This window comes from Streptomyces sp. NPDC002386 (assembly GCF_053593175.1).
In genome coordinates this window covers 102,308-126,143 of record NZ_JBSFBX010000007.1, presented here as the reverse complement: position 1 = coordinate 126,143, position 23,836 = coordinate 102,308, and the positions used below count along the sequence as shown (strand labels likewise).

Below are 23,836 nucleotides of genomic sequence, written 5' to 3'. Positions count from 1 at the left end.
TTCTCGTGGGTGCCGGCTTCCGCACCTCGCAGGCAGTCTCTCAGACGCCGGGAAGGCCCGGTCCGCGGGGGCGGTCCGGGTACCGGGAGGCGATCGGCCGGGATCCCGGAGGATGATCCAGGCGAATCGGGATACCTGTGCGGGTAGCGCATGGCCATGGATGCGCACGGGACGCGGGAGTCGCACCCCTCGCACGCGTCGGCCGCCGGAACGCGGTCCGTCGCCCCGGCGTGTCCGACTCACCTCACAGGGGACCCGTTGAACGAGACAGAGGGCGCTCTCTCCATCAGCACACGACCGTACCCGTCGGGGCTGGTGGTGCTGCGTCTGGCGGGAGAGCTGGACCACTACACGGGCCTCCGTCTCCGTGCGGCCGTCGCGGACTTGCTGCGCGGCCCCGGCTCGGGTGTCATCGCCGACCTTTCGGGCCTCGACTACTGCGACTCCACCGGGATGACCGAGATCATCACCGCGCACCATCGCGCCGCGGAGGCGGGCTCGTCGTTCTCGGTCGCGGCGCTCAGCCCGGTCATGGCCCAGCTCTTCCGGGTGGCGGGGCTGGACCAGCTCCTCACCCTGCATGCCAGCGTCGAGGAGGCGCTCGGCGCCCTGGACCCGGACTGACAGCGTAGGGTCGCGCCCCCGCGCCCGTCGCGCGCGGGGGCGGGCCGGTCAGCGGCCCGGCGGTCCGGGTTCGGGTTCCGCCTCGCCGAGTTCGGGCTCCAGCCCCTGGCTCACCGGGGTGCGGCGCCGCCCGGCGTCGGCGCGCCAGGCCTCGAAGGCCCAGGCGGTGAGGGCGACGACGGCCACGCCCAGGAGCCAGCCGCCCAGCACGTCGCTGAACCAGTGCACGCCGAGGGCGACCCGGGTGAAACCGACCCCGAGGACGGAGAACACGGCGACGCACCAGCCGGCGATGCGCCAGGCCCGCGGCACCAGGGGCGCCAGGACCAGCATGAAGACGGCGAAGGACGTGGTCGCCGTCATCGCGTGGCCGGACGGGAAGGAGTAGCCCGCGGCGTGCGCCACCGGGTCGTCCAGAGCGGGCCGGGCGCGCTCCACCACGATCTTCACCAGCAGTCCGACCAGTCCCCCGGCCACGGCGGTCACCGCCGCCCAGGCCGCCAGCCGCCAGGCCCGGCGGTACAGGAGCCACCCCGTCAGCAGCGCGACGGCCGCGCGCAGCGTGACGGGATCCCAGATCCGGTCGGACAGCAGGTGCAGCACGTCCGTCCACCCCGGATGGCCCAGGGCGTACGCGTGCAGGTCCCGCGCGGCGGAGGTGTCCAGGTGCCGCAGAGGCCGCCACTGGCCCTCGACCAGGGTGAGGAGGAGCCCGAAGGCGACCGCGGCGACGGCGGCGAGGGCGGCGCCGCCCAGCAGCCGGGCGCCGTACCTGCGGTCGGCCCGCACGCGGCGTTCGCGGGTGGTGCGGAGTGCGGTCGGCTTGAGCATTCAGACTCCCGGGTCTGCTTGGACCGGGCTGGGGCGGCGGCCGCGCGCCGCCTCCAGCTGCGCGGCGAAGGTGAGCCCGAGGAAGAGGGCGATCGAGGTCAGGTAGGCCCACAGCAGCAGGGACATGAAGGCGCTCAGGGGGCCGTAGATGGTGTCGAAGGAACCGCTGAGGTCCAGGTAGAGGCTCAGCAGCCAGGTCAGCGTCATCCACAGCACCAGGTAGACGGCGGCGCCGAAGGCCAGCCAGGTGTAGCCGGGCTGCTTGCGGCGCGGTGAGCGGCGGAAGACGGTGCTCGCGGAGATGAGCGCGAGCAGCAGCCCGAAGGGCCAGCGCAGTATGTCCCAGGCCGCCCGGGTGCCGCTGCCGAGGTGGTAGACGGTCACCGCCGCCGAGGCCAGGTCGTCCCCGGCGATCATGACGATGAAGCCGAGGCCGAGCGGGAGGCCCGCGCCGACGGACATCAGCAGCCCGCGCAGGTACTTGCGGTGGAAGGGGCGGTCGCGTTCGTTGCCGTAGATACGGTTGGCGCCCCGCTCTATCTGGCACATCGCGGTGGTGACGTTGACCAGCGAGAAGACCGCGCCGAACCAGAGGGCGACGGCGGCGCCGTCACCCGCGGTGCGCCGGCTGCGGTCGAGGGCGTCGTCCACGACGTGGGCGCTGGGTCCCTGGGCGATCCGGTGGATGGTCAGCTCGGCCAGCCTGCCCACGTTCTCGGTGTGCAGGCTGGTCGAGAGCCCGACGAAGGCGATGCTCAGGGGTATGAGGGCGAGCACCGTCTGCAGGGCGAGGGCCCGGGAGTGGGTGAAGCCGTCGGCGTACCGGAAGCGGAGGAACACGTCCCGCAGCAGGGACCAGCCGCCGTAGCGGCGCAGCGCCGCCCATGCCTCGTCGCCGGACAGTTCCTCCCCGCTCATGTCCCGCGTCTCCGGGACCTTCATGGCGGTGCCCATCACTTCTCCCGCGAAGGCAGCAGCATGGTCAGGGCTCCCGGACGGACCTCCACGGTCAGGCGCCGGCCGGAGTCCACCGGGTCGCCGTCCAGCTCGCGGGGCTGCGGGTCGTCGAAGACGAACTCGGCGCGGCGGAAGGTGTGGAACTCCACCGGCACGCCGGCCTCGTCCCCGTGCCGCTCGGACGCCGCCTTCCCGGGACGCAGCAGCGTCCGTACGGCGCGCAGCCAGCCGGCGATCCCGCGCGGGTCCAGGACGAGCAGGTCCAGCCGTCCGTCGTCGGGCCGGGCGGCCGGAAGGAGGGTCACCCCGCCCTGGACGCTGCCGATGTTGCCGACCAGCACCATGCGGGCGGTGCGGCGCAGCGCGGGCGCGCCGTCGAGACGGACGCTGACACCCGTGCGCGGGCCGCGCATCTCGCGGAGCACGGCGAGCACGTAGGTGGGCCAGCCGAGGAGGGACTTGGCGCGGTCGTTCGCGTTGGCCCGCCGCATGGTCGCGGCGTCGAGTCCGGCGCCCGCCATGGCGGCGAAGTGCGCCGGGGCCAGGCCGTCGCCCTCGATGCGCCCGAGGTCGACGCGACGGGCCGTGCCGCGCAGCGCGGCGTCGAGGGCGTCGGCCGGCGCCAGCGGCAGGCCGAGGTTGCGGGCCAGCAGGTTGCCGGTACCGCAGGGCACCAGGGCGAGCGGCACGTCACTGCCGGCCAGGGCCTCGGCGGCCGCGCGAAGGGTGCCGTCGCCGCCGCACACCACCACGAGGGTCGCGCCGTCGCGGATCGCGCCGGCCGTCTGGCCGCCTCCCGGGTCGTCGGCGGTCGTCTCGACGAACACCGGCGCGTGGTGGCCGTGTTGTTCCAGGACCCGGCGCAGCGCCTCGCGACCGGCCCGGTCGGTGACCGTGGGGTTGAAGATCACGGCGGTGCTGCCGGGATCGCGCCGCGCTTCGCCGGCCGCGGGGGCCGGTACGGGCGTGCCGGCGGGGGGAGCGGTCACGCGTCCTTCGGTGAGCAGGGCGCGTCCCACGATCAGCAGCGACAGGCTTCCGTTGACGAGGCCGCCGGCGACGTCGGTGGGATGGTGCATGCCCCGGTAGAGGCGGGCGAGTCCGACCAGGAGGGGGACGGCGCAGAGCAGGCAGACCACGACGGTACGCCACGGTCCGCGCAGCCGGGACGCCGCCAGCACGGCCAGGCCGCCGTAGAGAGCGGTGGCCGCTCCGGTGTGGCCGGAGGTGTAGCTGGAGGTGGGCAGGGAGCCGTCGAGCCGGTGCACTTCGGGGCGGTGCCGGTCGACCGCGAACGTGATGACCAGGAAGACCGCCGACTGCAGGGACACGGCCACGGCGAGGAAGACGGACTCCCGCCACCTCGGCAGCCGGGGTATCAGGATCAGGCCCAGGCACGTCGCCAGCGTGACGGCGATCACCGTCATGGTGTTCCCGGCCTCCGACGCGATGGAGGACAGGGTGGTCAGGGTGGCCGTACGGGCGTGCGCCAGGGACTCGTTGACGCCGTCCTCGGCGGTCAGCGGCCAAAGGTGACGGGCGGGGCCGGTGATCAGCAGTCCGAGGCCCACCATCAGGGTGGCCTGACAGACCGTCAAGGCACCGATCGACCTGATGGACCAGCCGGTTCCGCGCGGCAGCACGCGGCGGCCCCCGCCCTCGGCTCCGCTTTCCCCGCCGGGGCTCTCCCCGGAAAGCCCGGCGGGTCTTCCGGGTGCGGCAGTCGACATGAGTCCCCCTCTGGTTCGGCGCTTGGCGACGGAGTTCACCGGACGCTGTCCGCTCCGGCTCTTCGCCGTATGCCCGCTGGGCCGCAGAGCAGACCAGGGGTCCTGACCGGGGTCCTGACCGGGGTCCTGACCGGGGGGGGGCGGCTTGGTGTCTCCCGGACATCCGCGTCCCGCGCTCGTCCCGGCTCCGTCGTACGGCCCCCGGCACACCGGGAGCAGGCCCGGCCGTCAGGGGACCGACCACGCCGGTACCCGCGACGGCTACGCCTCGGCCTGCCCGCCCGGTTCGGCCGGTGCCGTCGGGGACGTCGCCGCCGGGACGGTGAACAGCGCGCGGACGGCGGCGCCCACCCGGTCGGCGACCCCCTCGGGGGTGGAGGCGTCGAGCTTGCCGTCGAGGTGCAGGAACGCCAGACCGTGGACGAGGGCCCAGACCGTGGTGGAGAGCACGTCCGGATCGGCGCCGGGGAAGGCGCCGCGGACGACGCCTCGCACGTACTCCGAGACGGCGGCGGTCGCGCCGACCCGCTCCGCAGCAGCCGGGGAACGCCTACCACGAGACACGAAGGACCAGCGGGTCAGCGCCCCTTCGCCACCGGCTCCAGAATCGCCACGCACTCCACATGATGTGTCACTGGGAAATGTCCGCCGGAACCTTCTCCAGGAAACTGCAGGTCAGGCAGACTTTCCCGCCCCGCCGGAGCTTCCACGAGCACCGCGGGCGTCGCAATCGACGGAATCTCACGACACGGCTGGGCGTCGTCCAGACGTCAGATCGGAAGATCGTCGGGCAGTACCCGGAACGCCTTGTGCCGGCCCAATGGGCGCACTGCCCGGAAATCGCGACGGTCGAGCGTGAGTACGGCGTCGGTGTCGTACTCGGCGGCAAGGGCCACGTTCACCGCGTCCGCGAGGTCCAGGTCCAGGTCCCGGTAGCGGGCGCGCACCGACTGGGCGGCACCCAGATGGTCCTCCGTGATCTCGGGCAGAGCGATACGTCCTCTGCGCATCCAGTGCCGGATGTCGTCGACCGCACTGAGCGCCGCTTCACGGCCGAGCTCGCGCGTGGCGACGTGGTCGATCTCCGCGAGCAGCAGCGGGGACATCACCAGGAGCCCAGCAGCCATGATCGCTTCGTTCGACGCCTGATGCTCGGGGTGGGCGGAGTCGAGCGCAGCAAGCAGCCCGGAGGTGTCCGCGACGACGATGATCACGCAGCGGTCCCGGTCTCGCGGCGCACGGCATCGGCGACGGCATCACGCACGTCAGGCTTACCGGGAGTGCGGCCCGCTCCCTGGAAGGTGCGGGAGAAGAGAGGCTCGTCCCATACGCGGTTGGCCATGGCCGCGAGATGAATGCCCTGGCGGATGATCTCGGCCTCGCTGACGCCGCGCCGCTTCGCGGCCTCTTTGATGATCGCGAGGTCTTCCGGATCGGCGTAGACATTGGTGCGCTTCATCGACATGTACCAACACTATCCCATGTACCAACATGATGTATGTCCGTGCCGTCCGGACGCGCAGCGATGCATCCCGCCCAGGTACGGACAGTCGTATCCCGCACCGCGATGCAGGGGATCAAGTACTTGGCGTTGCGGTTCGCGGCCGATGGTCGCCGCGAAGGGAGCAACCCGTCGAACGCAACCTGCTGATGCGACGGGGCTTCGGAACGAGCGTCGTGCTTGCACCACTGTCGCAACTCCCGTCTGAACCCGCAGGCCGGGCGGCCTTCACAGACGATCGCCACGTTCACCCTTGGACGAGCGGAAACAGGCCGAGAACAGGCGCCCCCACAAAAATGGACTCATGCCCGGGCCTGTACCGCACTGTCCTGCACGACGGCCTGCGCGATGACCTGCCCCAGTACCTCAACCGGGACCTGCTCCTCCAGCTGTGGCCTGTGCTGCGCACCCTCCTCGGTCGCACCGTGCGCGCCGTATGGAAAGACGCCTTCCCCCAGCTCGCCTCCCGCACCCGAGCAGCCGCGTGACGGACATGCCGGAGCTGCACGCGCGGTTCCTGGCGGATGTGATCGCGCTAGGTTCCCCATATCCACTGCTTCTCACCGGTGGATACGCCGTGCGGGCCCACCGCTTCGTGAACCGCCCCAGCCAGGACCTCGACGTCGCTACCGAGAACCCGGCTGCATGGCCGACATCGCCCCCGCGCTCCGCGTCGGCCTGGTAGCCCGCGGCTGGAAGGTGCACGCGCTGGAGACCGCCCCGCTGTCCGCCCGCTTCACCGTGTCCGACCCGGCCACCGAGGAGGAATGAGAAGTCGACATCGACGTGTTCGCAGCCTCGCGGCGATGGACCGATACCGAGCTCGAAGAGTTCGGCCGCCGACACGCGCGTGGCCGCTTCGAGATCACTGCGCTTCGCACCTGGGCCGTGGAGTGGGCCGACGACCTCGCGACCCGCATCCTCGGAGAGTCGGATGATCCGGACATCAACTGATCACAACCCTCACGCGGCTCCAGCCACCTGGGCGCGCTGCGAAACACGGCACGGCAGGCACGCCCGGACGACGATCACCGCGGCCACGCATCCCGGGCCGACCGCGGGCGGTCAATCGGAGAGCCCCGCCGCCTCGGTTTCCGGCTCCAGGCCCCGGCCTGTCTGCGGCTGCTGCTGCCCGTGGCGCAGTTGCCGGGCGGAGCCTGGGAGCCGGTACGGGACGGGGCGGTCGATGCCCAGTGCCAGGCGAAGCTGTGACATGTAGAGGTCGACCTCGAAGGCGCGATATCCGCAGGTCTGGCCTCCGCCTGGATCCCTGAACGTCCCAGGATGCGTTCGCAGCAGGTGTTTCAGCAGAATTTCATTCGACCGCGTCCGTACCTCTTGGAGAAATTTGTCCACTGCGGAAATGTCGTACAGCGGCCGGCCTCCGGTGTCGCGATGGTCCCAGCGCTCCACTTGGAACCGGGGCGCCGGCACGGCTTCGAGGAACTGGTCCATGGCGTCGGTCCGGCAGCGTGCCTCTTCGCGTTCGGCAGCCTCGTCCGTATGACGGGCGTCGAGGTCGGCAGTGACACGCTCTTCCAGCTCCGAGAGCCTTTCGGCCGCGGCTGCGAGGGCCTGCTCGAGCACCTCGATCCTGCTTCGGGCTTCGTGAACCTCTGCGGCCAGGCTCTCGCCGGGACGCCGGCGCAGGTCGTCCTGATGAGCACGCTGCCATGCCTGACGCCACGGCTCCCAGCTCTGTCCGCATCCCTCCGCGATGAACGCCTCGAAGGTGGCTTCCCGGGGAAAGACCCTGCCGTTGACCAGGCCGGAGACGGTCCCGGTCGACAGGCTTCCCTTCTTGGCAACCTGGCTGCCGCTCAGGTCCAGGCAGGTCATGAGCTCCTTCGCGGCGAGCGCGAGCTGCAGCGAGGACGTCACGTGCGCCGGATCCGGCAGCGGGCGAGCAGGATAAGTCATCATGAATCCCCCTCAGCAGTAGGCCAACACCGTAGTTGAACGAGCCTTCCCAGCAGGGGCTTTCACGGCAACGCGGCGATGTTCACAGTTGCCATGCCATGAGGGGGTCCGGGGGGTCGGCTCTCTGCTGTCCTGGTCCCGGTTGCTCGCCGAGCCACACGTTCTGTCCCAGTCCCGCCATGCCGGGACGGGCAGACATTTCCGACCCGCGGACTACGCCCACAGGAGGTCGACTCCATGTCCAACGACCCGCAAGACCGCCACTCCGCAGCCATCGCCCTAATGGGCACGACGCTCGCCGGGCTGATCGCTGTTGCGTACCCGGCCCTGATCCCGGCCCTGGGTATCGCGTTCGCCGCCTTCATGGCCTTGACGGTGTTCCTGAAACTGTGACCTCGGCCTGCGGCCGGCGGATCGGGCGTGAACGGGAGCTTGTGATGCCGATCCTCGTGGTGCTCGGGGCGACCGGTCGGGGAGCAGATGATCGCCCGACGGGGTGGGTCGGCTATGCCCAGTCTGACCGGTGCGGTGCCCCCGGCCAGGCGGCCATCGCCGCGTAGACGACCCGCTCCAGGGTTTGCTGCGTCGCTCGTGTCGTAACCGCGGGTCTAGAACTCCCGCAGGGCGGCAGCCAGAGCGCGATCGAAGGATCGCCGGCTCCGGTGTCGCCTTCTTCGACACCGCGGAGGGACCTGTTCTACCAGCACCGTGTCGACCCGGACGTACCGATCGAGGACGTCGCCGACACAGTGGGCAAACTGGTTCAGGAGGGCGAGGTGCGCTGCTTCGGGCTCTCGGAGGCCAGCGCACGGACCCGGGACCCGGAGCCGGAGGTGCTGCCGACCTGCGTGGCCCTCGGGTTTGCGCCGTTCAGCCCGCTCGGCAAGGGATTCCTGACCGGGACTGTCGACGCGTCCACGTCGTTCACGGACGGCGATGTCCGCACCACCATCCCCCGGTTCTCCGCAGGGAACCGCGCGGCGAACCAGGCTCTCGTGGACCCTGCCCCGACGCTCGCCGAGGCCAAGGGCTCCACACCCGGCCAGGTGGCCTCTCCCCTTGCTCCTCGCACAGCACCCGTCGATCGTCCCGGGAACACGACGCCTGTCCCGCGTTGAAGAGAACATCGGCGAGATTCGACTGCCGCTGTCCACCGACCTCTTGCACTTCGGGAAACAGGGCGAGCGGAACCGGCCACGCCTGAAGCTCTCAGGAGAACCGTAGGTCAGACGCTCTATTTAGCGGGCTCAAGAATCGCCACGCACTCCACATGATGCGTCATCGGAAAGACGTCAGAAGGGGGAGGACCTGACGTATTCGCAGGTCAGCCGCCATTTGTAGCCCCGCCGAAGGACCCCACGGACGCCCGGAGCGTCAAACGAGCGTCACGGCCGAGGCATGAGCTGGCCTCCGCCCAACGAGGCTCAGCCAGCGGTAGGCGCTGGCGCCGCCCCGCCGACGTCGACCCACATCCCCGTGGCTACGCCCCACGGAAGGCCATGGAGTGAGGAACCTACCCCTCCTCATGCCCTGCGGTTGGCATCAATCCTCGTCAGCTGAGAGCAGGCTGGCAACTGCCACGACAAGCAGGCGACGGCCGCGGAGGGGTGTGGGACGACATGCGCGAGCCAGGCAGTATTCCGACGGAGATGGACCGGCTGAGAGGGCACGCTGAACGCGCCTTCGTCGAGGTGCAGAGGGCCGATACAAAAGCAACGGCGTTGTGCGGAATAGCCGGTGGCCTGCTGGCTGCAGGGGTTGCCGTGCTGTCGAGTGCACACGGCATGCCCCCCATCGCGGTGTTTTCCCTTGTCCTGATGTGCCTGTTGCTGATGGCCGCGATAGGGGCTGCGCTGCTCGCGCTGCGGCCCGTGGTCCCAAGGGCGGGGCTGCATACCGAATTGATGGGCGAGGCACTCGTACACGACCGGGCCGGTGTGAGTACGACTGCTCGTGGGGAGCTTGAACGGCATGTCGAGGGCCGCCGACTACAAGTGCTGGCCTGGCTGGCGGACAGGAAGCTGCGAGCGGCCCGCCTGGCCGTCGACTTTGCCCTAGCAGCACTCCTGATGGCTGGAATGTGTCTATTGAGCAACATTCTGGTTAGTTGAGACGATCACCTAAGTGTGTTGGGGCCGCATAGCAGGGGGACGCGTGTATCAGCCGCATGCCACGGTGATCGGCGACAAGTTATGGGCACGCCTGAAGGCGCTCGCACCGCAGCGCGTCAGGCCGGCTCGGAGTGTGCTGCTCCGGCAGGGAGATCCAGCAACTCACGTGATCGTGCTGGAGTCCGGGTCAACGCTGATCACCCTGGCCGGGGTCTGCGGAGAAAGGACGCTTCTTGCCGTGCGCGGCGCCGGTGAGTTACTCGGTGAACTGGCCGTGTTGGACTCCCAGCCTCGCACGGCCACGGTCATCGCCGCCGAGTCCTGTCAGATCCGCATCATCCCGGCTGCCGCTTTCCTCACGTTCGTTGAGGAGCATGATCTGCTGGCCCCGCTCCTGCGCCATGCCATCGCCCGAGTCAGGGAATCCGAGGCCGTGCGGCTCGAACTGGCCACTGCGTCTGTGCCGCTCCGTCTGGCATCGGCTCTGTCGCGGCTGGTCGAGGCCGCATCCGCTTCGGCTTCGGATCTTGCCGTGCGTCTGACCCAGACGGAGCTGTCTCAGATGATTGGCGCTTCCCGCAACGCGGTGGTCAACGCACTCAAGCCCTGGCGTGAGCAGGACTGGGTCCGCACCACCTCCAGCGGTGGGCTCCTCGTTCGCGACATCCATTCGATTCAGTTGCACGCGCGTACGCAGGCGTGACGGGCCGCACTTCAGGCGTGCCCACTACTGGGCAGCGGCGGCCGTCCCGCCCGATCAGCATGGGCACTTCCCTGACCGCCTGTGCTGAAAGGACGGTGCTCAATGGATGCGCCGCTGCACGCAGAGCCCCTGGATGTGCCCGCCGAACTCGCCCTTGTGGCGATCGACATGGAGAAGTACAGCCAGATCCCCGAGGCGAAGATGGCCGCCGCCCGGTGCGACGTGGACGACATCGTGGCGACTGTGCTCGCCGAATGTCAGCTGCCCGACCCACAGGAACTCCCCGGCGGCTACAAGGACAGTGGCGACGGGGCGATCCTGCTGTTCCCGCCCTCGGTGCTGGCACGTCTCGTGGACCCGCTGCTCGGCCGGCTCGATGCGGCTCTGGTGCGCTACGAGCGGCAGCGGCTGGCCTGTAGTCCCGTCCTGCGGCTGCGGGCCAGTGTGCACGTCGGCCCGCTGTCCCTGCCCGACCACCGCGGTGACGCCATCAATGACACCACCCGGCTGCTCGACAGCCAGGCGAACCGCCAGGCGCTGTCCGCCGCGAAGGACAGTGGCGGCTTCCTTGCTGCCGCGCTCTCCGAGATCGTCTACCAGCGCACCGTGCACGCGGGCCGCACGCAGGATCTGGGCCCACACCACTTCCTTGAGGCGGTTGCCCGCGTCGGCGACAAGCCCGGCTTCGAGCAGCCTTGCCGGATTCATGTGCCGGGCCTGACCGGGCCGGCCGTACGCCCCTACGTCACGGACGCCGCATCACCGGCCGCTGCTCCCTCCTCCACCACGCAGCCGAGCGACGCGTCAGTGACACCGGTTTCCGGCAGCGGCGGCACGTTCCAGTTCCACGGTCAGGTCAGCGACCCCACGATCGCCAACAGCATCGACACCCTGCGAATCGATCGCCGCCAGCGGTGAGTCGCCTGGCCTTCCGCCCTCCCACTCTTCCCACACTCACCCTGGAGCACTCGTATGTCTGACGTGCCGTTCGACCCCATCCAACCGACCAGCGAAGCTACCGAGAACCAGGCCAACGGCTCCGGCGGCTGGCTGCATCGCTTGCGCCCCGGATCCGGCGCTCCCGACCGACGGGACGCGACCCCTGACGCCCCATCTCCTTCCCTCGCTCCCCTACCACCGGATGCCGCCTCTCCCGCGCATCGCGTGCATGAAACGCAGGACCGGGCGACACACGTGTATGGGAACCCCGATGTCGTCGCCCACCACATCAAACAGCTGATCCTTGAGACCCGAAAGCAGGACTTACTGGAGGGCGTCGAGCAAAGTCGCGAGCGACTGCTCGATCAGCCGTTCGTTCGCAGCGCGCACTGGAACACGATCTGGGAGCAGATCGTCAATCCCGCCACCAGCCGCCCCCACCAGCCCGTGATCATCATCGTCGCGCCCCGCTCATACGGCTCGACAACCCTCGCACTGCGGCTTCTGGCCGAGCACACTGCTCACGACGCCACCCTGGTCAAGTTGGACGCAGACTGGAAGATCCCCAGCAAAGGACGCCTGCCGCTGGAGATCGCGCACGCCTACCAGCTTGACCTCAAGCACCCGGAGAAAGATCAGGTATCGGCCGACTTCCTCGACGCGCTGTCGGAACACGCCGCCCACCTCCGGGGTTGCGGTTCCTATCTGGCGCTGACCGTGGCACAGGACCTGTGGAAGGATCACCGTCTCAGCGATCGCGACGGCATCCAAGTGGTTCGTCTGCACGAGGCTCCCGATGCCCAGGAAGTCGTAGAGGCGCATCTGGACGCCAACGGCTACGGACAGCTGGTCACATCGCTTCGCTCCTTCCCCAAGGCCACGGCTTCCTTGCGCGGACTGACGGCGGTGGCCGCCGTACGGGCCGCGTACTCCGCCGTGACGGCTTGGAAGGAACATATCCACGTCGGCTCCCAGCAGTCGCGAGTGCGGGCAGACTCCGACAGCGGAACCCCGGCCACGCTGGAAGAACGCTTCATCGCGGCTCTGACCGACTGGCGCGGCGAACTCGACGGCCGGTTCGGCGAGATGAACAGCCTGTACGCCCACGACAACCCCTCACTCACCGTGGAGGACCGCTGTCTGCTGCTGGCCCTAGCTGTGCAGCAGACGGCACCCATGCCCGTCGTCGCGCGCAGTGCGGCCGCTCTGCTGAAAGCCATCGGCGACGCCCCCGACGCTCCCGGCGCAGCAGCAAAATTCTCACCGCCCCTCAGTGCGCTGGCCGGACGGGGAATGCGTCGGCGCATCCAGGATGTCGGGGGTGAAGTCGACCTGCAGGACACCGTGGTCTTCGACCGGCCTGCTTATGGACGCGCCGTGCTGGAGTATGTCTGGGACAACTACGACGTCATGCGTGAGCCCTTGCTGACCTGGCTCGTCGCGACGGCTCAAAGCGCCGATCCGGAAGACAACGCGGTGGCTGCGTTGGCCGAGCTCACCGTGCGGCACGGATCGGTGGACTACCTCACGACACTAGGCGGCCTGGTCGGCAGCAGTCATCCCAAGGTGCTTGGTGCGGTCATGGAACGTGCCGTGCATAACGAACACGTGGGACGCCTGGCGTGGGAGGCGCTGTACGGATGGGCAGAGAAGGAGAGTTACGCGCCCGCGGTGATTACACTGTGCCGACGCATCCTGGAGGACTCCTCCGTCGCCACTTCTCTGGCCAAGCGGGCAATGGTGCGCCTGCGCCGGGTCACGCACAAGAACACCTCCGGCACCGTGATCGGCCAAGTCCAGGCTGCCTTCGACTCTCTGGTCCTTCACCCCACCGTCGCCCTGCGACTGGCCGGTGAAGTCGTGAGCTGGCAGCGGGGCAAGGTCTCCTCCGCTCGCAGCGGCGCCCTGGCCTTCCTAGCATTGATGACCCTCGGCCACGACGGCACGCCGTGGCTCGTGGACACCCCTCCCACGGACATCGACGTACAGCGCGGCGTCCACGACCTGCTGTCCTCTTCGGAGACCGCCGCCGAGGTCACCTCGCGTCTGACGGACTGGATCCGTGCTTGTGCCGACGATCCCAGCGCCTATATGCAGTTGCGCGACCAGCTTCTGCCGGCGCTGCGGGGCCACAACATGTTCGAGGCCGGCTGGAGGTTCATGAGCGGGCTGCGCGGCATCTCCACCGTTGAGGGTTTCAGCGTGGCCGACGACTTCTACAACCACCTCGTCGACAGCCGTGTGCGCACGGTCTTCCCGCTCGAAGAGAACCTCGTATGAGGTGGCCATGGCGCCGCGCCGTCCGTACAAGCAGGTCTGCCCAGCCACGATTGCTGCCCAGTGCCACCGATGGCATCGCCTTCGAGGCCCTATACACAATCACCTGGCGACCACTATGGCGGGTGCCTCCCAGCGTGGAGGAGACGGTACGCGCCACCGTGCATGCCACGGCGACCGAGACAGCTGTACGTCTGCGCGCCTCGGACGTGCCCGCCGCACAGGACGTCGTCAACGCGGCTCTCGGCACTCTGCCCCGCCGTGCCCCGAACTACTGCCTGCTGAACGTCAAGGCGACTCTCGGTCTGCCCAGCGCAGCACAGGAGCTGCTGGCGCAGCGGGCAGCGGACGAGCAACGCGTCCGCCGCCTGCGCTTCTTGAAGGACAACCTCTACGACCACCCGGACCTCGTCGTCCTGGACCAACTCGAACACCACGCCCCCGGCGCCCTGGGCGACGAGCATGTTGCCGAACTCCAGCGCCTTGCGCGCCTGATCTGCTCCTGCGACCGCTGGTGGTTCCCGCTCCTGCAGCAATGGGAGCAGGTCGGCCAAGGGTTCACGAACATTGAGAAGCGACAGCAGGCCATGCTCGTGCTGTCCGACTCCCTTAAGGCTCTCAACGGCGGCAGTCTCCCCAGCGGCATCGCAGCAGTGGACATGTCCGGGTCTGACGGAGCACCCCGAAGGGCGCACCCATGAAGCTCGCCCTGTGGCGGATGCTGCTGGCACCCCTGACCAGCCTCCGAGCCCTGTTCATTCAACGGCGCAGCGCAACACCCCTGTCCTACGACGTCGCCTGGCGCCGGGCCCGCCTGGACCGTTGTCCCGACGACATGGTCTATCGACTACACGGCCACCGAGCCACCGCACCCGACCAAGCATCCAGTGCTCAGTCGCGCTTGGCCGCGCCGAGAAACGACGAGCCGACCGACCGGCGCGCCTGACCGACGTCTCTGCAAACACACAAACACCTTCGCCCTGTCCATGAGGACAGGGCGAAGGACGTTCATGCGGCAATGGTCAGGGGCGCGTCCAAACGCTCCCAGGCGCCGAGAACGGCCTTGTGCGCGTCCGGTTGCAGGTGGGCGTAGCGCTGGGTGTGGTTTGGAAGCTCTCGTGTCCGAGGAGGTGCTGGACCTCGTAGAGCGAGACTCCCTTCTGGACCAGCCATGAGGCGCAGGTGTGGCGCATGGAGTGCGGCGGGTAGTGCGGGACAGGCTGTTGCTCGCCGTCGCCGTCGAAGTAGCGGGCGCCGTCGACGGCCGGCCACCACGTCTGTGTGCGCCAGTTGCTGTCGCTGAGGAGGCGGCCGGCGCGACCCTTGGTGATGGTGGTGAACACCACGGCGTCCCGTTCGAGCCGGTGGATGTGGCGTTCGAGGGTCTCCAGGACGTGGCTCGGGAGCGGGACTTCGCGACGGCTCTTGGAGCTCTTCGGATACTCCTTGATGCCGCACTTGGTGTTGACCTCCACGACGAAGAGGCGCGAGCGGCGCTGGTCGATGCGGTGGCGGTGAAGGCCGGAGAGCTCGCCCCAGCGCAGCCCGGTGTAGAAGCCGAGCAAGCACATAGTCCGCCAGGGCGTGGGGAGTTCGTCCAGAATGCTCTGCGCCCGATCGAGCGTGAACCACTGCGGCGGCTTGACCGCGATGGCCGGCAGGTCGATGTTGCGGCAAGGGCTCACCGCGAGGATGTCGTCGTCGACCGCCGCGCGCATCATGGAGGACCTCAGGTTGTACGCCCTCTTGATCGCGGAGGCTCCCGCGCCCTTCTCCACCAGGGCGCGGATCCAGCTCTGGATGTCCATGCGGGTGATGGCCCGCATCTCCCAGCCCTCCCAGTAGGGCAGGACATGGTTCTTGATGGAGGAGGCGTCGCCGCGCAAGGTGTGGGGCTCGACGATGCGGGCGTTCCACCACCGGTCGTGCCAGTCGCTGAAGGAGATCTCGCCCGCTCGCGGGTCGCGCAGGGCGCCGCGAGAGAACTGGGTCTCCATGTCGGCGCCCCAGGCTCGGGCCTGTGCTTTGAGGGGGAACGACTCGCTGAACCGGTCTCCCGCTCTGTTGCGTTCGGTCGCCTGCCACTTGCCGGATGCCAGTTTCCGGAGGTACGTGGATCTACTCCTTGTTCGACTGCCGAGGGATTCGGAAACTGGTGTGGGTCAGCGACGGGCCATGGCCGGGGTGACGGTCCTGCTGCTGATGAACTCCTCCAGACCGGCAGCGGGTACACGCACGCGGGAACGTCCGGGCCCGGTACGGAGATCGACGACGGGCAAATCGCCGGCGGCGATGAAGCGGTAGACGGTGCGGCGGTCGACGTCCAGAGCGGCGGCGACAGCGGGTATGGAGAGCAAGCGGGCAGGCATGGGGAGTCCTTGGCGGTGCAGGTGGGGTGGGATGAGTGGCCCGGCGATTCGGCAGCCGGGCTGTAGGCCGGTTCAGCAGAAGGCCAATCAGCCTTGCCAGGGCATCGAGGCGTCAGGGGTTACGGCGTGACGCGTCGTGGGCACGAGGGCTGGCGATGTGCGGGGCAGGCGTCTGGCAACCGCGCCGTTGTCAGGCGGGGCCTCGGGCTGATCTCACGCCTTGAAGGCGTGGGGAAGAGCCGAAACGGTCGGTCGGAGGACGCTGGAGTGGGGGCGGAACTCTGCGACAGCCGACTCTTCGGTACGGCAGCGCGGGGAAAGCGCAGGCACTTCGTGTACTCCCTTGGTTGGGTTGGGGCGCGTCTAGCCACGTGGGACAGAGGGGTCGGTCCCGTTGGACACCTCAAACCATCCGGAGAATCCCCGGTTTCGGTAACCGGGGATCGGGTGCTATGAGCCCCCGGCAGACTCAGCTCACGAGCCGACAGGGCAGGGGGCCGGACACGCAGGAGTCGGCTGCCTCTCGCCTCACGAGCCGATCACTGGAGCAGGGTGAGGAGAGGGACATCCAGGGCTTGGGCGAGAGCGACTAGGTCGTCGACGTCGCACCGGCGTTGGGCGCGTTCGATGCGGGACAGCATCGTGTTGGACATCGGGCGGCCGAGGGCGGTGACATGGGCGGCGAGTTCGCGTTGAGCGAGGCCGCGTTCCGTGCGGAGGATTTCGATGGTGCGGGCGGCCCGTATTCCGTACGGACCGATTTCCAGGGGTCGTGCTGCCATGGCTCCATTTGTAGCTCGCATTCGCCGGTTTGGTGAACCGGCGATCGTCGTCTATGTTGCGCTCGCGCGGTTGGCCGGGTAAGCGACCGCGGAAGGTCGGGATGTATCGAAATCCGGTACATCTACTGCCACTCTGCGAGTGCTCTGACGTGGGGTGTTGTGTTGTAGCTTCCCTCTCGGCGGGGCGTCAACGGCTTCTCTATGTGATGCTTCTGGCTCGGCAACCAAGGCAACTATTTCGTCAACCGCCGATCGTGCCCTACAGTTTTGCAACCTCCCCTTCCCGACTCCTTTCTCTGCGCCTTTCTGCCGTGAGAGATTGCGCGGGAAAGGGCTGGACTTGCGCCGCATGGGTGTGGCTATGTTGACGACACCCCCGGAAAGCGCGAGTGGCCATCGACGCGCCCCGCGCGGCAGAACCAGTCAACTCTCCCACCCCTGAAGCCCGTACCGCACATCGACGGTGAGCAATGGGTGCCCGCCCATCTGCAACCGAGTGAGGAACCGCCCCTCTTGGCCCGAATCCGCACCATCAAGCCCGAAGCCTTCGTCTCCGAGTCCTTGGCCGCCGTCTCCCTGACCGCCGAGCGCACCTTCCTCGGCCTTCTCACCCAGGCCGACGACCAGGGCCGCCACCGCGACCACGCCGCGATCATCGCGGGACAACTGTGGGTGCTTCGCCCTGAACACGGGCCCTCGGACGTCGAGACTGACCTCGCCCAGCTCGCCGACGCCGGGCTGATCTGCCGCTACACGGGGCCGGACGACAAGCGGTACCTGCACATCGTCACCTGGAGCCGGCACCAGAAGATCAACCGGCCCAGCAAGAGCCGCCTCCCCTCCTGCCCGCACCACGACACCCCGGCCGCCGGAGCCATGCCAAGCGCCGCAGGGGTCGGCTTCACGGAGCCCTCACTGTCGCCTCGCGGAGCTCTCCGTGAGGGCTCAGGGGAGATGTGCGAGCCCGCAGTGAATCCGGACACCGATGACGAAGTCGCAGGTCAGGGCAGATTCACGGCGTCCTCAGTGAGGACTCACGGAGAGCTCCCGGAGCCGTCGGTGAAGCCTCACTGCCCGGATCTAGGACCTAGGATCATGGATCTAGGAGATACCCCTTCGGGGGGCGCAAGCGCCCTCGCGCCTGACACCGTCTCGGCCAAGCAGCTCCTTGGCGAGTACGTCGCTGCGTGCACCCACCGCCCGCCGGATGCCTTTCTGAACCAGCTCGGCGGACAGGTGCGCAAACTGCTCGACGAGGGCATCTCCCCCACCCATCTCCGGGCCGCCCTCGAACGCCATCGCGTCAAGGGCCTGTCCCCGAGCGTCCTGCCCAGCCTCGTCCACGAGGTCATGAACGCCGCCTCCCCCGCCACGCCCGCCGCCCACCGGGCGTGGACGAACCCCACCGACGTCGTCGCCGCCTACGGAGATGAGCTCTGACCGCCACCCTCAGCCGAGAGCCTCGCCAGCTCGGCCCACTCGCCGACCGGCTCAACGGCATCCTGGCCAGCCGCGGCATCGACCCCACCGCCGCTGCCGCCCAGGAACCACCTGCCGAGCGCGTCACCGCCCTGGAGCTGGCCGACGCGCGCATCCCCGCCCGCTACCGCCGCGCCCTGGCCGACCACCCCCAGATCGCCGCCTGGGCCGACCAGATCGCCCGCGCCGGACGCCCCGGCCCGACCGGACCCGGCATCGCCGAGGGCCCGTCGCTGCTGATCGCCGGCCCCACCGGCACTGGCAAAACCCACCAGGCGTACGGCGCCGTCCGCGCGCTCCTCACCCGAGGCGTCCGCCTGCGCTGGGAGGCCACCACCTCCGCCGACCTCCACGCGCGGCTCCGCCCCCGCGCCGGCCACGACGGAGAACGGGAACTGCAGACGCTGGCCCGCTGCCCGCTTCTGCTCCTGGACGACCTCGGCGCGGCCAAGACCAGCGAGTGGACCGAGGAGCTGACCTACCGGCTGATCAACCACCGGTACGAGCACATGCTCCCCACCCTCATCACCACCAACCTCCCCACCGCCGAGCTCCGCACCGCGCTCGGCGACCGCGTCGCCTCCCGCCTCGCCGAGATGACCGAACGCGTCATCCTCACCGGCCCCGACCGACGCCGTACTGCGCCCGCCGCCTGACGGCAGCCGCGCGTCTCCCTCCCCCCTGCCTTCACCTCACCCGCCCGCGCACAGGCATGCCCTCGATCGCGCGGGCCCTTGGAGAGCCCCTGCATGACATCCGGCAGCATCGTGGCCACAAGCGCCGCAAAGTCCCAGGCAGCGTCCCTGGCGCACTGGATCCCCTCACCCACAGCAGCCGTAGCCCCACTCGTTGCCCTCGCCTTGGCCGCTGGATGGCTGTGGCAGCGCGCCCGCAAGCGTGGCAACAGGCAGCAACGTGTCACCGCCGCCGTCCCGGTCGCCGCCGTCGCTGCGATCGGCTGCACCGCCTACAGCGCGGACACGAGCTGGCGGTTCGCCGCCGACTACCTCGACATGGGCGGCACCGTCGAGCGCGCCGCGATGTTCGCCGCCGCCGAACTCACCCTGTTCGCCACCGCCCTGATGGCCCGGCAGAACCTCAACGGCCCCAAGCAGGCACCCGGAGCGCCCGGCACCCTCACCTGGGTGATCACCGGCGTGCAGATCGTGCCCGCTTTCGCCGAGTCCGGACTGATCGGCGGAACCGTGCGCGCCTTCGTCGGCCCGGTGCTGGCGGCCGTGCTGTGGCACCTGGCCATGGGCATCGAACTACGCAACCGCAGCCCGCACGCCGACTCCCGCAGCCTGACCGCCGTCCTCACCCGACAGGCACGCGAACGGCTGCTGGCCCGCCTGGGGATCGCCGACCGGGACGCAGACTCCGCCCGGATCATCCGCGAGCGCGCCCTCGACCGGGCGGTCACCCTGATCCTCCGGGCAGAAACCATGAAGCCCGAGAAACGCAGCAAACCGCGAGGCCGACGCCTCACCCGCCGCCTGCACAAGGCCCTGGAGCAGGCCGACGTCGACCGCGACGAACGCCAGGACGAGCTGCTGCTGCGCAAGCTCGCCACCCGCCAACAGGCCCTCGCCCTGGTCACCGTCCCGTTGCCCGCCCGTTGGCCCGATCTTGCCGAGCGCACGACGGGCGGCACCGTGACCGCCCGCCCGCGGGCCACGGCAGCGAAGCGGGCAGAGGCTCCGGGCCGCCCGCCCGCCAAGGTCGCGGGCGGTGACACTGCCGACCGGGCAGCCCGCCCTCAGCCCGAGAACCGCCCGCAGCAGCCCGCCCGCACGACCTCCAGCCCGGAATCGAAACCGGGCGGGGAGCCGCAGGGCGACGATCCGGGCAAGACCTCGCGGGCGGAGCCGAATGGCCAGGGCCGCAAACCGCGCGCCACACGCGAGCTCCTCATCGACTACGCAGATCACCTCTACGACGAGCACGGACGTCTCTCCCGTGACCTGCTGGAGGAGACCGTGCGCGCGAACGGCTACAGCGTCGGCAGCGACATCGCCGGAGAAGTCGTCCGCACCGTCAAGGCCAGGGAACAGGCCGCGCGCGCCGACCACCCTCACTGAGACCGCCCCCGCCCCCAACCTCATGGAAGACCGATCAATGCACGACTCGCACCACGAACTGCCGGTCGCTCCAACAGAGATGACCACCCCCACCTCGGCGGGAGCAAGGTATCCCGCTGGACCGTCCAGGGACGGCCGCAGCGGGGACGCCTCCGCCCCGGGGGTGGCGGAGGCACTCGGGCACCAGGGGGTGCCCGAGCAGGAACAGCCCGTCGACACCGCCGCCGTCGCGCTGCCGCGTGCCGCCGAGGCCGCCGCGCTGCACCGCGTCGCCCGACGCCGCAAGCCCGATCCGAACGGCCAACGCAAGGAGCGAGTCGACGCCCGCTACAGCGTCGAGGAGAAGGTCGACATCCAGCGCATGGCCCGCTCGCTGAACATCGCCGGCGCCCACTACGTTGGAGCCGTCGTCATGGCCCACGTCCACGGCGACCTCGCCCTGCCCGGCCAGCGCACCGAGCTCGACGACTACATCGACGAGCTCACCGCCCTGCGCAGCGAGGTCGCCAGGATCGGCCGCAACCTCAACCAGATCACCAAGAAGCTCAACTCCGGCGGCCCCCCGCACCCTGGGGACACCGCTGTCCTGGCCCAGACCGAGCGCACCCTGGACGCGGTTGGCACGGCCGTCCGCCACATCGCGGCCGCCGCGAACCAGGCCGTCGCCAAGCGGGCGGCCCGGTGATCGCGAAGATCAGCGGTGGCAAGGAGACCGCGGGCCTGATCCGGTACCTGTTCGACACGAAGAAGGCCAAGGACCACACCGACCCGCATCTGGTCGCCTCCTGGGACGGCTTCGCCCCCGACCCCGGCCGCGCTGAGGACCCTGACGCGGCCAGGAGGCTCCTCGTGGCCGACCTCGACCTGCACGTCAAGCAGGCCCGGCGGCTCGGCCGTGCCCCGGAGCGGCACACGTGGCACTGCTCGATCCGGGCCGCCGAGAGCGACCGCCACCTCAGCGACGAGGAGTGGGCCGCCATCGCCCGCCGGGTCGTCGAGGCCACCGGCATCGCGCCCGCCGGTGATCCGGACGGCTGCCGCTGGGTCGCCGTCCGCCACGCCCCCGACCACATCCACATCGCCGCCACCAAGGTCCGCGCAGATCTGCACGCCGCACGCCACTGGAACGACTACCTCACCGCCGACCGCGAACTCGCCGCCATCGAGAAGGAATACGGCCTCTTCCGCGTCGCCCGCGGCGACCGCACCGCCGCCAAGCGGACCACCCGCGCCGAGCAGGAGAAGGCCCGCCGTACCGGCCAGCGAATGCCCGCTCGCGAGCGCCTGCGTACCACCGTGCGCACCGCTGTGGCCGCTGCTTCCACTATGGAGGAGTTCGTCCACCTGCTCAGCCACATCGACGGCGTACTCGTCGAGATCGTGCACTTCCCCTCCGGCGACGTCCGCGGCTACAAGGTCGCTGCCGAAGACACCACCACCGCCGACAACAGGCCCGTCTGGTACTCCGGCTCCGAACTCGCCCCCGACCTGTCCTTCCCCAAGATCCGAGAACGCCTGGGGAACACCGAACCGCAGGCAGGCGCCCAGCCGGGTCGGCGCAGGCCGAACACGTGGCACCAGGCCACTGCTTCCGCAGAACGCATCCCGCGCCACCTCGACCGGACCGACGACGAAGCCTCCCAGGCCCACCTCGCCGCCTTCGGTGAAGCCCTCGACGCCCTTCCTCTCCTCGCGCCCCAGGCTCTTCGGCCTCAGCTCCGAGAGGCGGCAACGGCGTTCGAGCGCGCCACACGCTCCCGCATCCAGGCCGAACACCAGCACGCCCGCGCCCTGCGTGGTGCCGTGCGGGCGATGCTCCGCGATCCGGTACCCAGGGACGGCGCCGCCCTGGCGATGTTCCTCGACGCCGCGATCCTCGTCGTCATCGCCGCCGCTCGCTGGCACCAGCTCCGCCACCACGACCAGCAGGTTGCCGCCGCCCAGCAGACCCTGCTGCACCTCCAGGCGGCCTACGACCAGGCAGCCGCCGCACCACTGGCCGCCCTCGCTCAGCGCCGACCGCCTCAGCAGGCGGCGGACAGGCACATCCTCCACCTGCACCAAGTCGTGCCCGATCACGTCGAGCAGATCACCGAAGATCCCGCCTTCGGTGCCCTGACCACTGCCCTCGCCGAAGCCGAGGCAGCAGGCCACAACCCGGAGCAGCTTCTCCAGCAGGCTGTCGACCAGCGGACCCTGGAGGACGCCCGATCCCCCGCAAGGACCCTGGCGTGGCGAATCGAACGCCTCAGCGCAAGGCCGGCGCCCACTGCACGAGCCCTGGCAGCGCAGGCCCGGAGCGCAACACAACGGTCCGCTGCGCCATTGCCGACGACGGCAACGGCTGCCCCGGTTGTTCCGCAAGCACCGCGAGGGCGGCGGCGGTAAAACGACGTCAGAGCCGCAGGGGCTGCGTCCCTCCGGGATCTGAGGGACGTGCGAGGCTTTCCCGGATCACGCGGTCGCTGGTGCGCAGAGCCGCCGTCAGTTTTCCTCGCAGCTCGTTCGGAAGGGTCCCTGAGCCGAGGGCGCAGGCGCGCACCAGCACGCGACAGTCCTGCATTTGCCGGTCCGTGGCGATCTCGGTGAACAGAGGGTGAGCCAGGGTCTCGCGGGCCGCATAGCCGTCTTCGGTGTCCGTCGTCCTGCGATGGAGGCCCTCGACGATGCGATGCGCGGCGAGCGCATCGGCGGAACCGAATGCGTCGAGGACCGTAAGTCCGAGCCGGGTGTCGAAGACGGTCATCCCGGGTTCGGCCTTCCGTCCGAGGTAGGCCGTCACCAGATCCGCCAGGTGGCCGTCGGTCGGCTGCCCGGCGTCGCGGCGGCATAGAACGGTCAGACATGCCGTGACGGCTTGTTCCCACGGGTCGCCGGGCATCGTGTCGGCAAGGAGGGCAGCGGCCCGCGCGGTGTCACCCGCAACGAGGGCGGCGAGTACGGCGACCTGTCGGCCGTCGAGCATTCGCTTTCCGATGCCGTGGTGGGCTCCGATGTGCGCCAGCGCCTCGGGCCATCGCCCCTCGGCGGTGAGGGTGCGCGTGCCGTCCGCGAGGAGGACGCGCCACAGCCACGCGCGAACCTCCTGGCGGTCTTCGCCGGTCGCAGTGAGGTTCGCAGGTACGTTGACGCCTTCGAACCGGGCGGCTGTGCCCGTCTCGATGGCCTTGTACAGGTTGAGGAGTCGCTGACGGCCCTCGTCGGGGTGGCCGGCGCGGATCTGGAGGCGAGCGAGGTTGACGACCGGTTCCAGTCCGCGGATTGCGCTCATGCCGGGCAGGGGGCAGGCGTACAGGTAGGCGGCGGCGTGCTGGTGGCACATCTCGCGGGCGAGCTCGGGGAGGTCGAGGTCGGAGGCGATGAGCGCGGCCTGGTTGTAGACGGCCGAGGCGAGCCCCTGGTCGGTCCTTTTCACCGCGTTGTCGGCCAGGTCGACGAGTGCGCGTACGCGTTCAGGCAGGGGCAGGCAGGCGGGGCGGAAGCGGGCGACGAGCGGGAAACGCTGGGCTATGGGGCCGTATGGGTCCATGGA

At 69.6% G+C, this 23,836-nt stretch carries 25 protein-coding genes and 2 pseudogenes; 16 read left to right on the top strand and 11 right to left on the bottom strand.

Going from position 1 to position 23,836, the window contains the following annotated elements; all coding sequences use genetic code 11:
* Positions 1-258: 258 nt before the first annotated feature.
* Positions 259-624 carry an STAS domain-containing protein gene (locus tag ACWCPN_RS16400; protein ID WP_451206313.1) on the top strand — a complete coding sequence of 122 codons (366 nt, stop codon included), beginning with the start codon at positions 259-261 and terminating at the stop codon, positions 622-624.
* A gap of 48 nt (positions 625-672) precedes the next feature.
* On the opposite strand, the gene ACWCPN_RS16395 is transcribed toward ACWCPN_RS16400, so the two are convergent.
* The 6 genes and pseudogenes from ACWCPN_RS16395 to ACWCPN_RS16370 all read right to left on the bottom strand — a co-directional run bounded on the left by ACWCPN_RS16395 (position 673) and on the right by ACWCPN_RS16370 (position 5,607).
* The gene (locus ACWCPN_RS16395; protein ID WP_451206311.1) at positions 673-1,455 is read right to left on the bottom strand and encodes a phosphatase PAP2 family protein; all 783 of its coding nucleotides are present in this window, start codon (positions 1,453-1,455) and stop codon (positions 673-675) included.
* Positions 1,456-2,409: a YihY/virulence factor BrkB family protein gene (locus tag ACWCPN_RS16390; RefSeq protein WP_451206308.1), complete on the bottom strand. Its 954-nt coding sequence runs from the start codon at positions 2,407-2,409 to the stop codon at positions 1,456-1,458.
* On the bottom strand, positions 2,409-4,142 hold the full coding sequence (locus tag ACWCPN_RS16385) for a diacylglycerol kinase family protein (RefSeq protein WP_451206306.1): 1,734 nt from the start codon (positions 4,140-4,142) through the stop codon (positions 2,409-2,411). Before ACWCPN_RS16385 ends, ACWCPN_RS16390 begins: the two co-directional genes overlap by 1 nt.
* A gap of 261 nt (positions 4,143-4,403) precedes the next feature.
* Positions 4,404-4,685: pseudogene (locus tag ACWCPN_RS16380) on the bottom strand (TetR family transcriptional regulator); the annotation flags it as partial.
* Between the two features lie 227 nt (positions 4,686-4,912).
* The gene (locus ACWCPN_RS16375) at positions 4,913-5,356 is read right to left on the bottom strand and encodes a PIN domain-containing protein (protein WP_451206302.1); all 444 of its coding nucleotides are present in this window, start codon (positions 5,354-5,356) and stop codon (positions 4,913-4,915) included.
* A complete protein-coding gene (locus ACWCPN_RS16370) occupies positions 5,353-5,607 on the bottom strand; it encodes a ribbon-helix-helix domain-containing protein (RefSeq protein WP_451206299.1) in 255 nt (84 codons plus the stop codon). Before ACWCPN_RS16370 ends, ACWCPN_RS16375 begins: the two co-directional genes overlap by 4 nt.
* Positions 5,608-5,939: 332 nt before the next feature.
* On the opposite strand from ACWCPN_RS16370, the gene ACWCPN_RS16365 reads away from it, so the two are divergent.
* Together ACWCPN_RS16365 and ACWCPN_RS16360 are read left to right on the top strand one after the other, a co-directional pair.
* A complete protein-coding gene (locus ACWCPN_RS16365) occupies positions 5,940-6,131 on the top strand; it encodes a hypothetical protein (protein WP_451206296.1) in 192 nt (63 codons plus the stop codon).
* Positions 6,132-6,136: 5 nt separating this feature from the next.
* A pseudogene (locus tag ACWCPN_RS16360) lies at positions 6,137-6,597 on the top strand (hypothetical protein).
* Positions 6,598-6,708: 111 nt separating this feature from the next.
* Here the strand turns inward: ACWCPN_RS16360 and ACWCPN_RS16355 are convergent.
* Positions 6,709-7,566, bottom strand: coding sequence for a hypothetical protein (locus tag ACWCPN_RS16355; RefSeq protein WP_451206293.1), 858 nt, complete (start codon positions 7,564-7,566; stop codon positions 6,709-6,711).
* A 234-nt stretch (positions 7,567-7,800) separates the two neighbouring features.
* Between ACWCPN_RS16355 and ACWCPN_RS16350 the strand changes: the two genes are divergently transcribed.
* The 8 genes from ACWCPN_RS16350 to ACWCPN_RS16315 all read left to right on the top strand — a co-directional run bounded on the left by ACWCPN_RS16350 (position 7,801) and on the right by ACWCPN_RS16315 (position 14,539).
* A complete protein-coding gene (locus tag ACWCPN_RS16350) occupies positions 7,801-7,956 on the top strand; it encodes a hypothetical protein (RefSeq protein ID WP_451206290.1) in 156 nt (51 codons plus the stop codon).
* 269 nt (positions 7,957-8,225) lie between these two features.
* Entirely contained in the window at positions 8,226-8,681 is a 456-nt protein-coding gene (locus tag ACWCPN_RS16345; protein WP_451206287.1) for an aldo/keto reductase, read from the top strand.
* Between the two features lie 501 nt (positions 8,682-9,182).
* Complete coding sequence (locus ACWCPN_RS16340; protein WP_451206285.1) at positions 9,183-9,674, top strand: hypothetical protein; 492 nt, start codon at positions 9,183-9,185, stop codon at positions 9,672-9,674.
* Positions 9,675-9,687: 13 nt separating this feature from the next.
* Positions 9,688-10,377: a Crp/Fnr family transcriptional regulator gene (locus ACWCPN_RS16335; protein ID WP_450167724.1), complete on the top strand. Its 690-nt coding sequence runs from the start codon at positions 9,688-9,690 to the stop codon at positions 10,375-10,377.
* 102 nt (positions 10,378-10,479) lie between these two features.
* Positions 10,480-11,295, top strand: coding sequence for a hypothetical protein (locus ACWCPN_RS16330; protein ID WP_451206282.1), 816 nt, complete (start codon positions 10,480-10,482; stop codon positions 11,293-11,295).
* A 54-nt stretch (positions 11,296-11,349) separates the two neighbouring features.
* On the top strand, positions 11,350-13,596 hold the full coding sequence (locus tag ACWCPN_RS16325) for a hypothetical protein (protein WP_451206279.1): 2,247 nt from the start codon (positions 11,350-11,352) through the stop codon (positions 13,594-13,596).
* Between the two features lie 134 nt (positions 13,597-13,730).
* A complete protein-coding gene (locus tag ACWCPN_RS16320; protein WP_451206277.1) occupies positions 13,731-14,294 on the top strand; it encodes a hypothetical protein in 564 nt (187 codons plus the stop codon).
* Complete coding sequence (locus ACWCPN_RS16315; protein ID WP_143684107.1) at positions 14,291-14,539, top strand: hypothetical protein; 249 nt, start codon at positions 14,291-14,293, stop codon at positions 14,537-14,539. Before ACWCPN_RS16320 ends, ACWCPN_RS16315 begins: the two co-directional genes overlap by 4 nt.
* Before the next feature lie 76 nt (positions 14,540-14,615).
* Here the strand turns inward: ACWCPN_RS16315 and ACWCPN_RS16310 are convergent, their stop codons facing one another.
* From ACWCPN_RS16310 to ACWCPN_RS16300, 3 genes are all read right to left on the bottom strand, one after another.
* Positions 14,616-15,590, bottom strand: a complete 975-nt coding sequence (locus tag ACWCPN_RS16310) for a tyrosine-type recombinase/integrase (RefSeq protein ID WP_451206274.1) — start codon at positions 15,588-15,590, stop codon at positions 14,616-14,618.
* Positions 15,591-15,755: 165 nt separating this feature from the next.
* The gene (locus ACWCPN_RS16305) at positions 15,756-15,962 is read right to left on the bottom strand and encodes a helix-turn-helix domain-containing protein (protein WP_094216373.1); all 207 of its coding nucleotides are present in this window, start codon (positions 15,960-15,962) and stop codon (positions 15,756-15,758) included.
* A 539-nt stretch (positions 15,963-16,501) separates the two neighbouring features.
* Positions 16,502-16,744, bottom strand: a complete 243-nt coding sequence (locus tag ACWCPN_RS16300) for a helix-turn-helix domain-containing protein (protein WP_033308385.1) — start codon at positions 16,742-16,744, stop codon at positions 16,502-16,504.
* 513 nt (positions 16,745-17,257) lie between these two features.
* Between ACWCPN_RS16300 and ACWCPN_RS16295 the strand changes: the two genes are divergently transcribed.
* The 5 genes from ACWCPN_RS16295 (at position 17,258) to ACWCPN_RS16275 (ending at position 22,692) form a co-directional block, all read left to right on the top strand.
* Complete coding sequence (locus ACWCPN_RS16295; RefSeq protein WP_094216375.1) at positions 17,258-18,184, top strand: hypothetical protein; 927 nt, start codon at positions 17,258-17,260, stop codon at positions 18,182-18,184.
* Positions 18,181-18,879 (top strand): ATP-binding protein, encoded by a 699-nt coding sequence (locus ACWCPN_RS16290; RefSeq protein WP_451206647.1) that lies wholly within the window; start codon positions 18,181-18,183, stop codon positions 18,877-18,879. Before ACWCPN_RS16295 ends, ACWCPN_RS16290 begins: the two co-directional genes overlap by 4 nt.
* Before the next feature lie 93 nt (positions 18,880-18,972).
* Positions 18,973-20,304, top strand: coding sequence for a hypothetical protein (locus ACWCPN_RS16285; protein ID WP_451206271.1), 1,332 nt, complete (start codon positions 18,973-18,975; stop codon positions 20,302-20,304).
* A 37-nt stretch (positions 20,305-20,341) separates the two neighbouring features.
* The gene (locus ACWCPN_RS16280) at positions 20,342-20,989 is read left to right on the top strand and encodes a MobC family plasmid mobilization relaxosome protein (RefSeq protein WP_451206269.1); all 648 of its coding nucleotides are present in this window, start codon (positions 20,342-20,344) and stop codon (positions 20,987-20,989) included.
* Positions 20,986-22,692, top strand: coding sequence for a relaxase/mobilization nuclease domain-containing protein (locus ACWCPN_RS16275; RefSeq protein WP_451206266.1), 1,707 nt, complete (start codon positions 20,986-20,988; stop codon positions 22,690-22,692). The genes ACWCPN_RS16280 and ACWCPN_RS16275 overlap by 4 nt, the downstream gene beginning before the upstream one ends.
* A gap of 7 nt (positions 22,693-22,699) precedes the next feature.
* Here the strand turns inward: ACWCPN_RS16275 and ACWCPN_RS16270 are convergent, their stop codons facing one another.
* Positions 22,700-23,833, bottom strand: coding sequence for a hypothetical protein (locus ACWCPN_RS16270; RefSeq protein ID WP_451206263.1), 1,134 nt, complete (start codon positions 23,831-23,833; stop codon positions 22,700-22,702).
* Between the last annotated feature and the right edge of the window lie 3 nt (positions 23,834-23,836).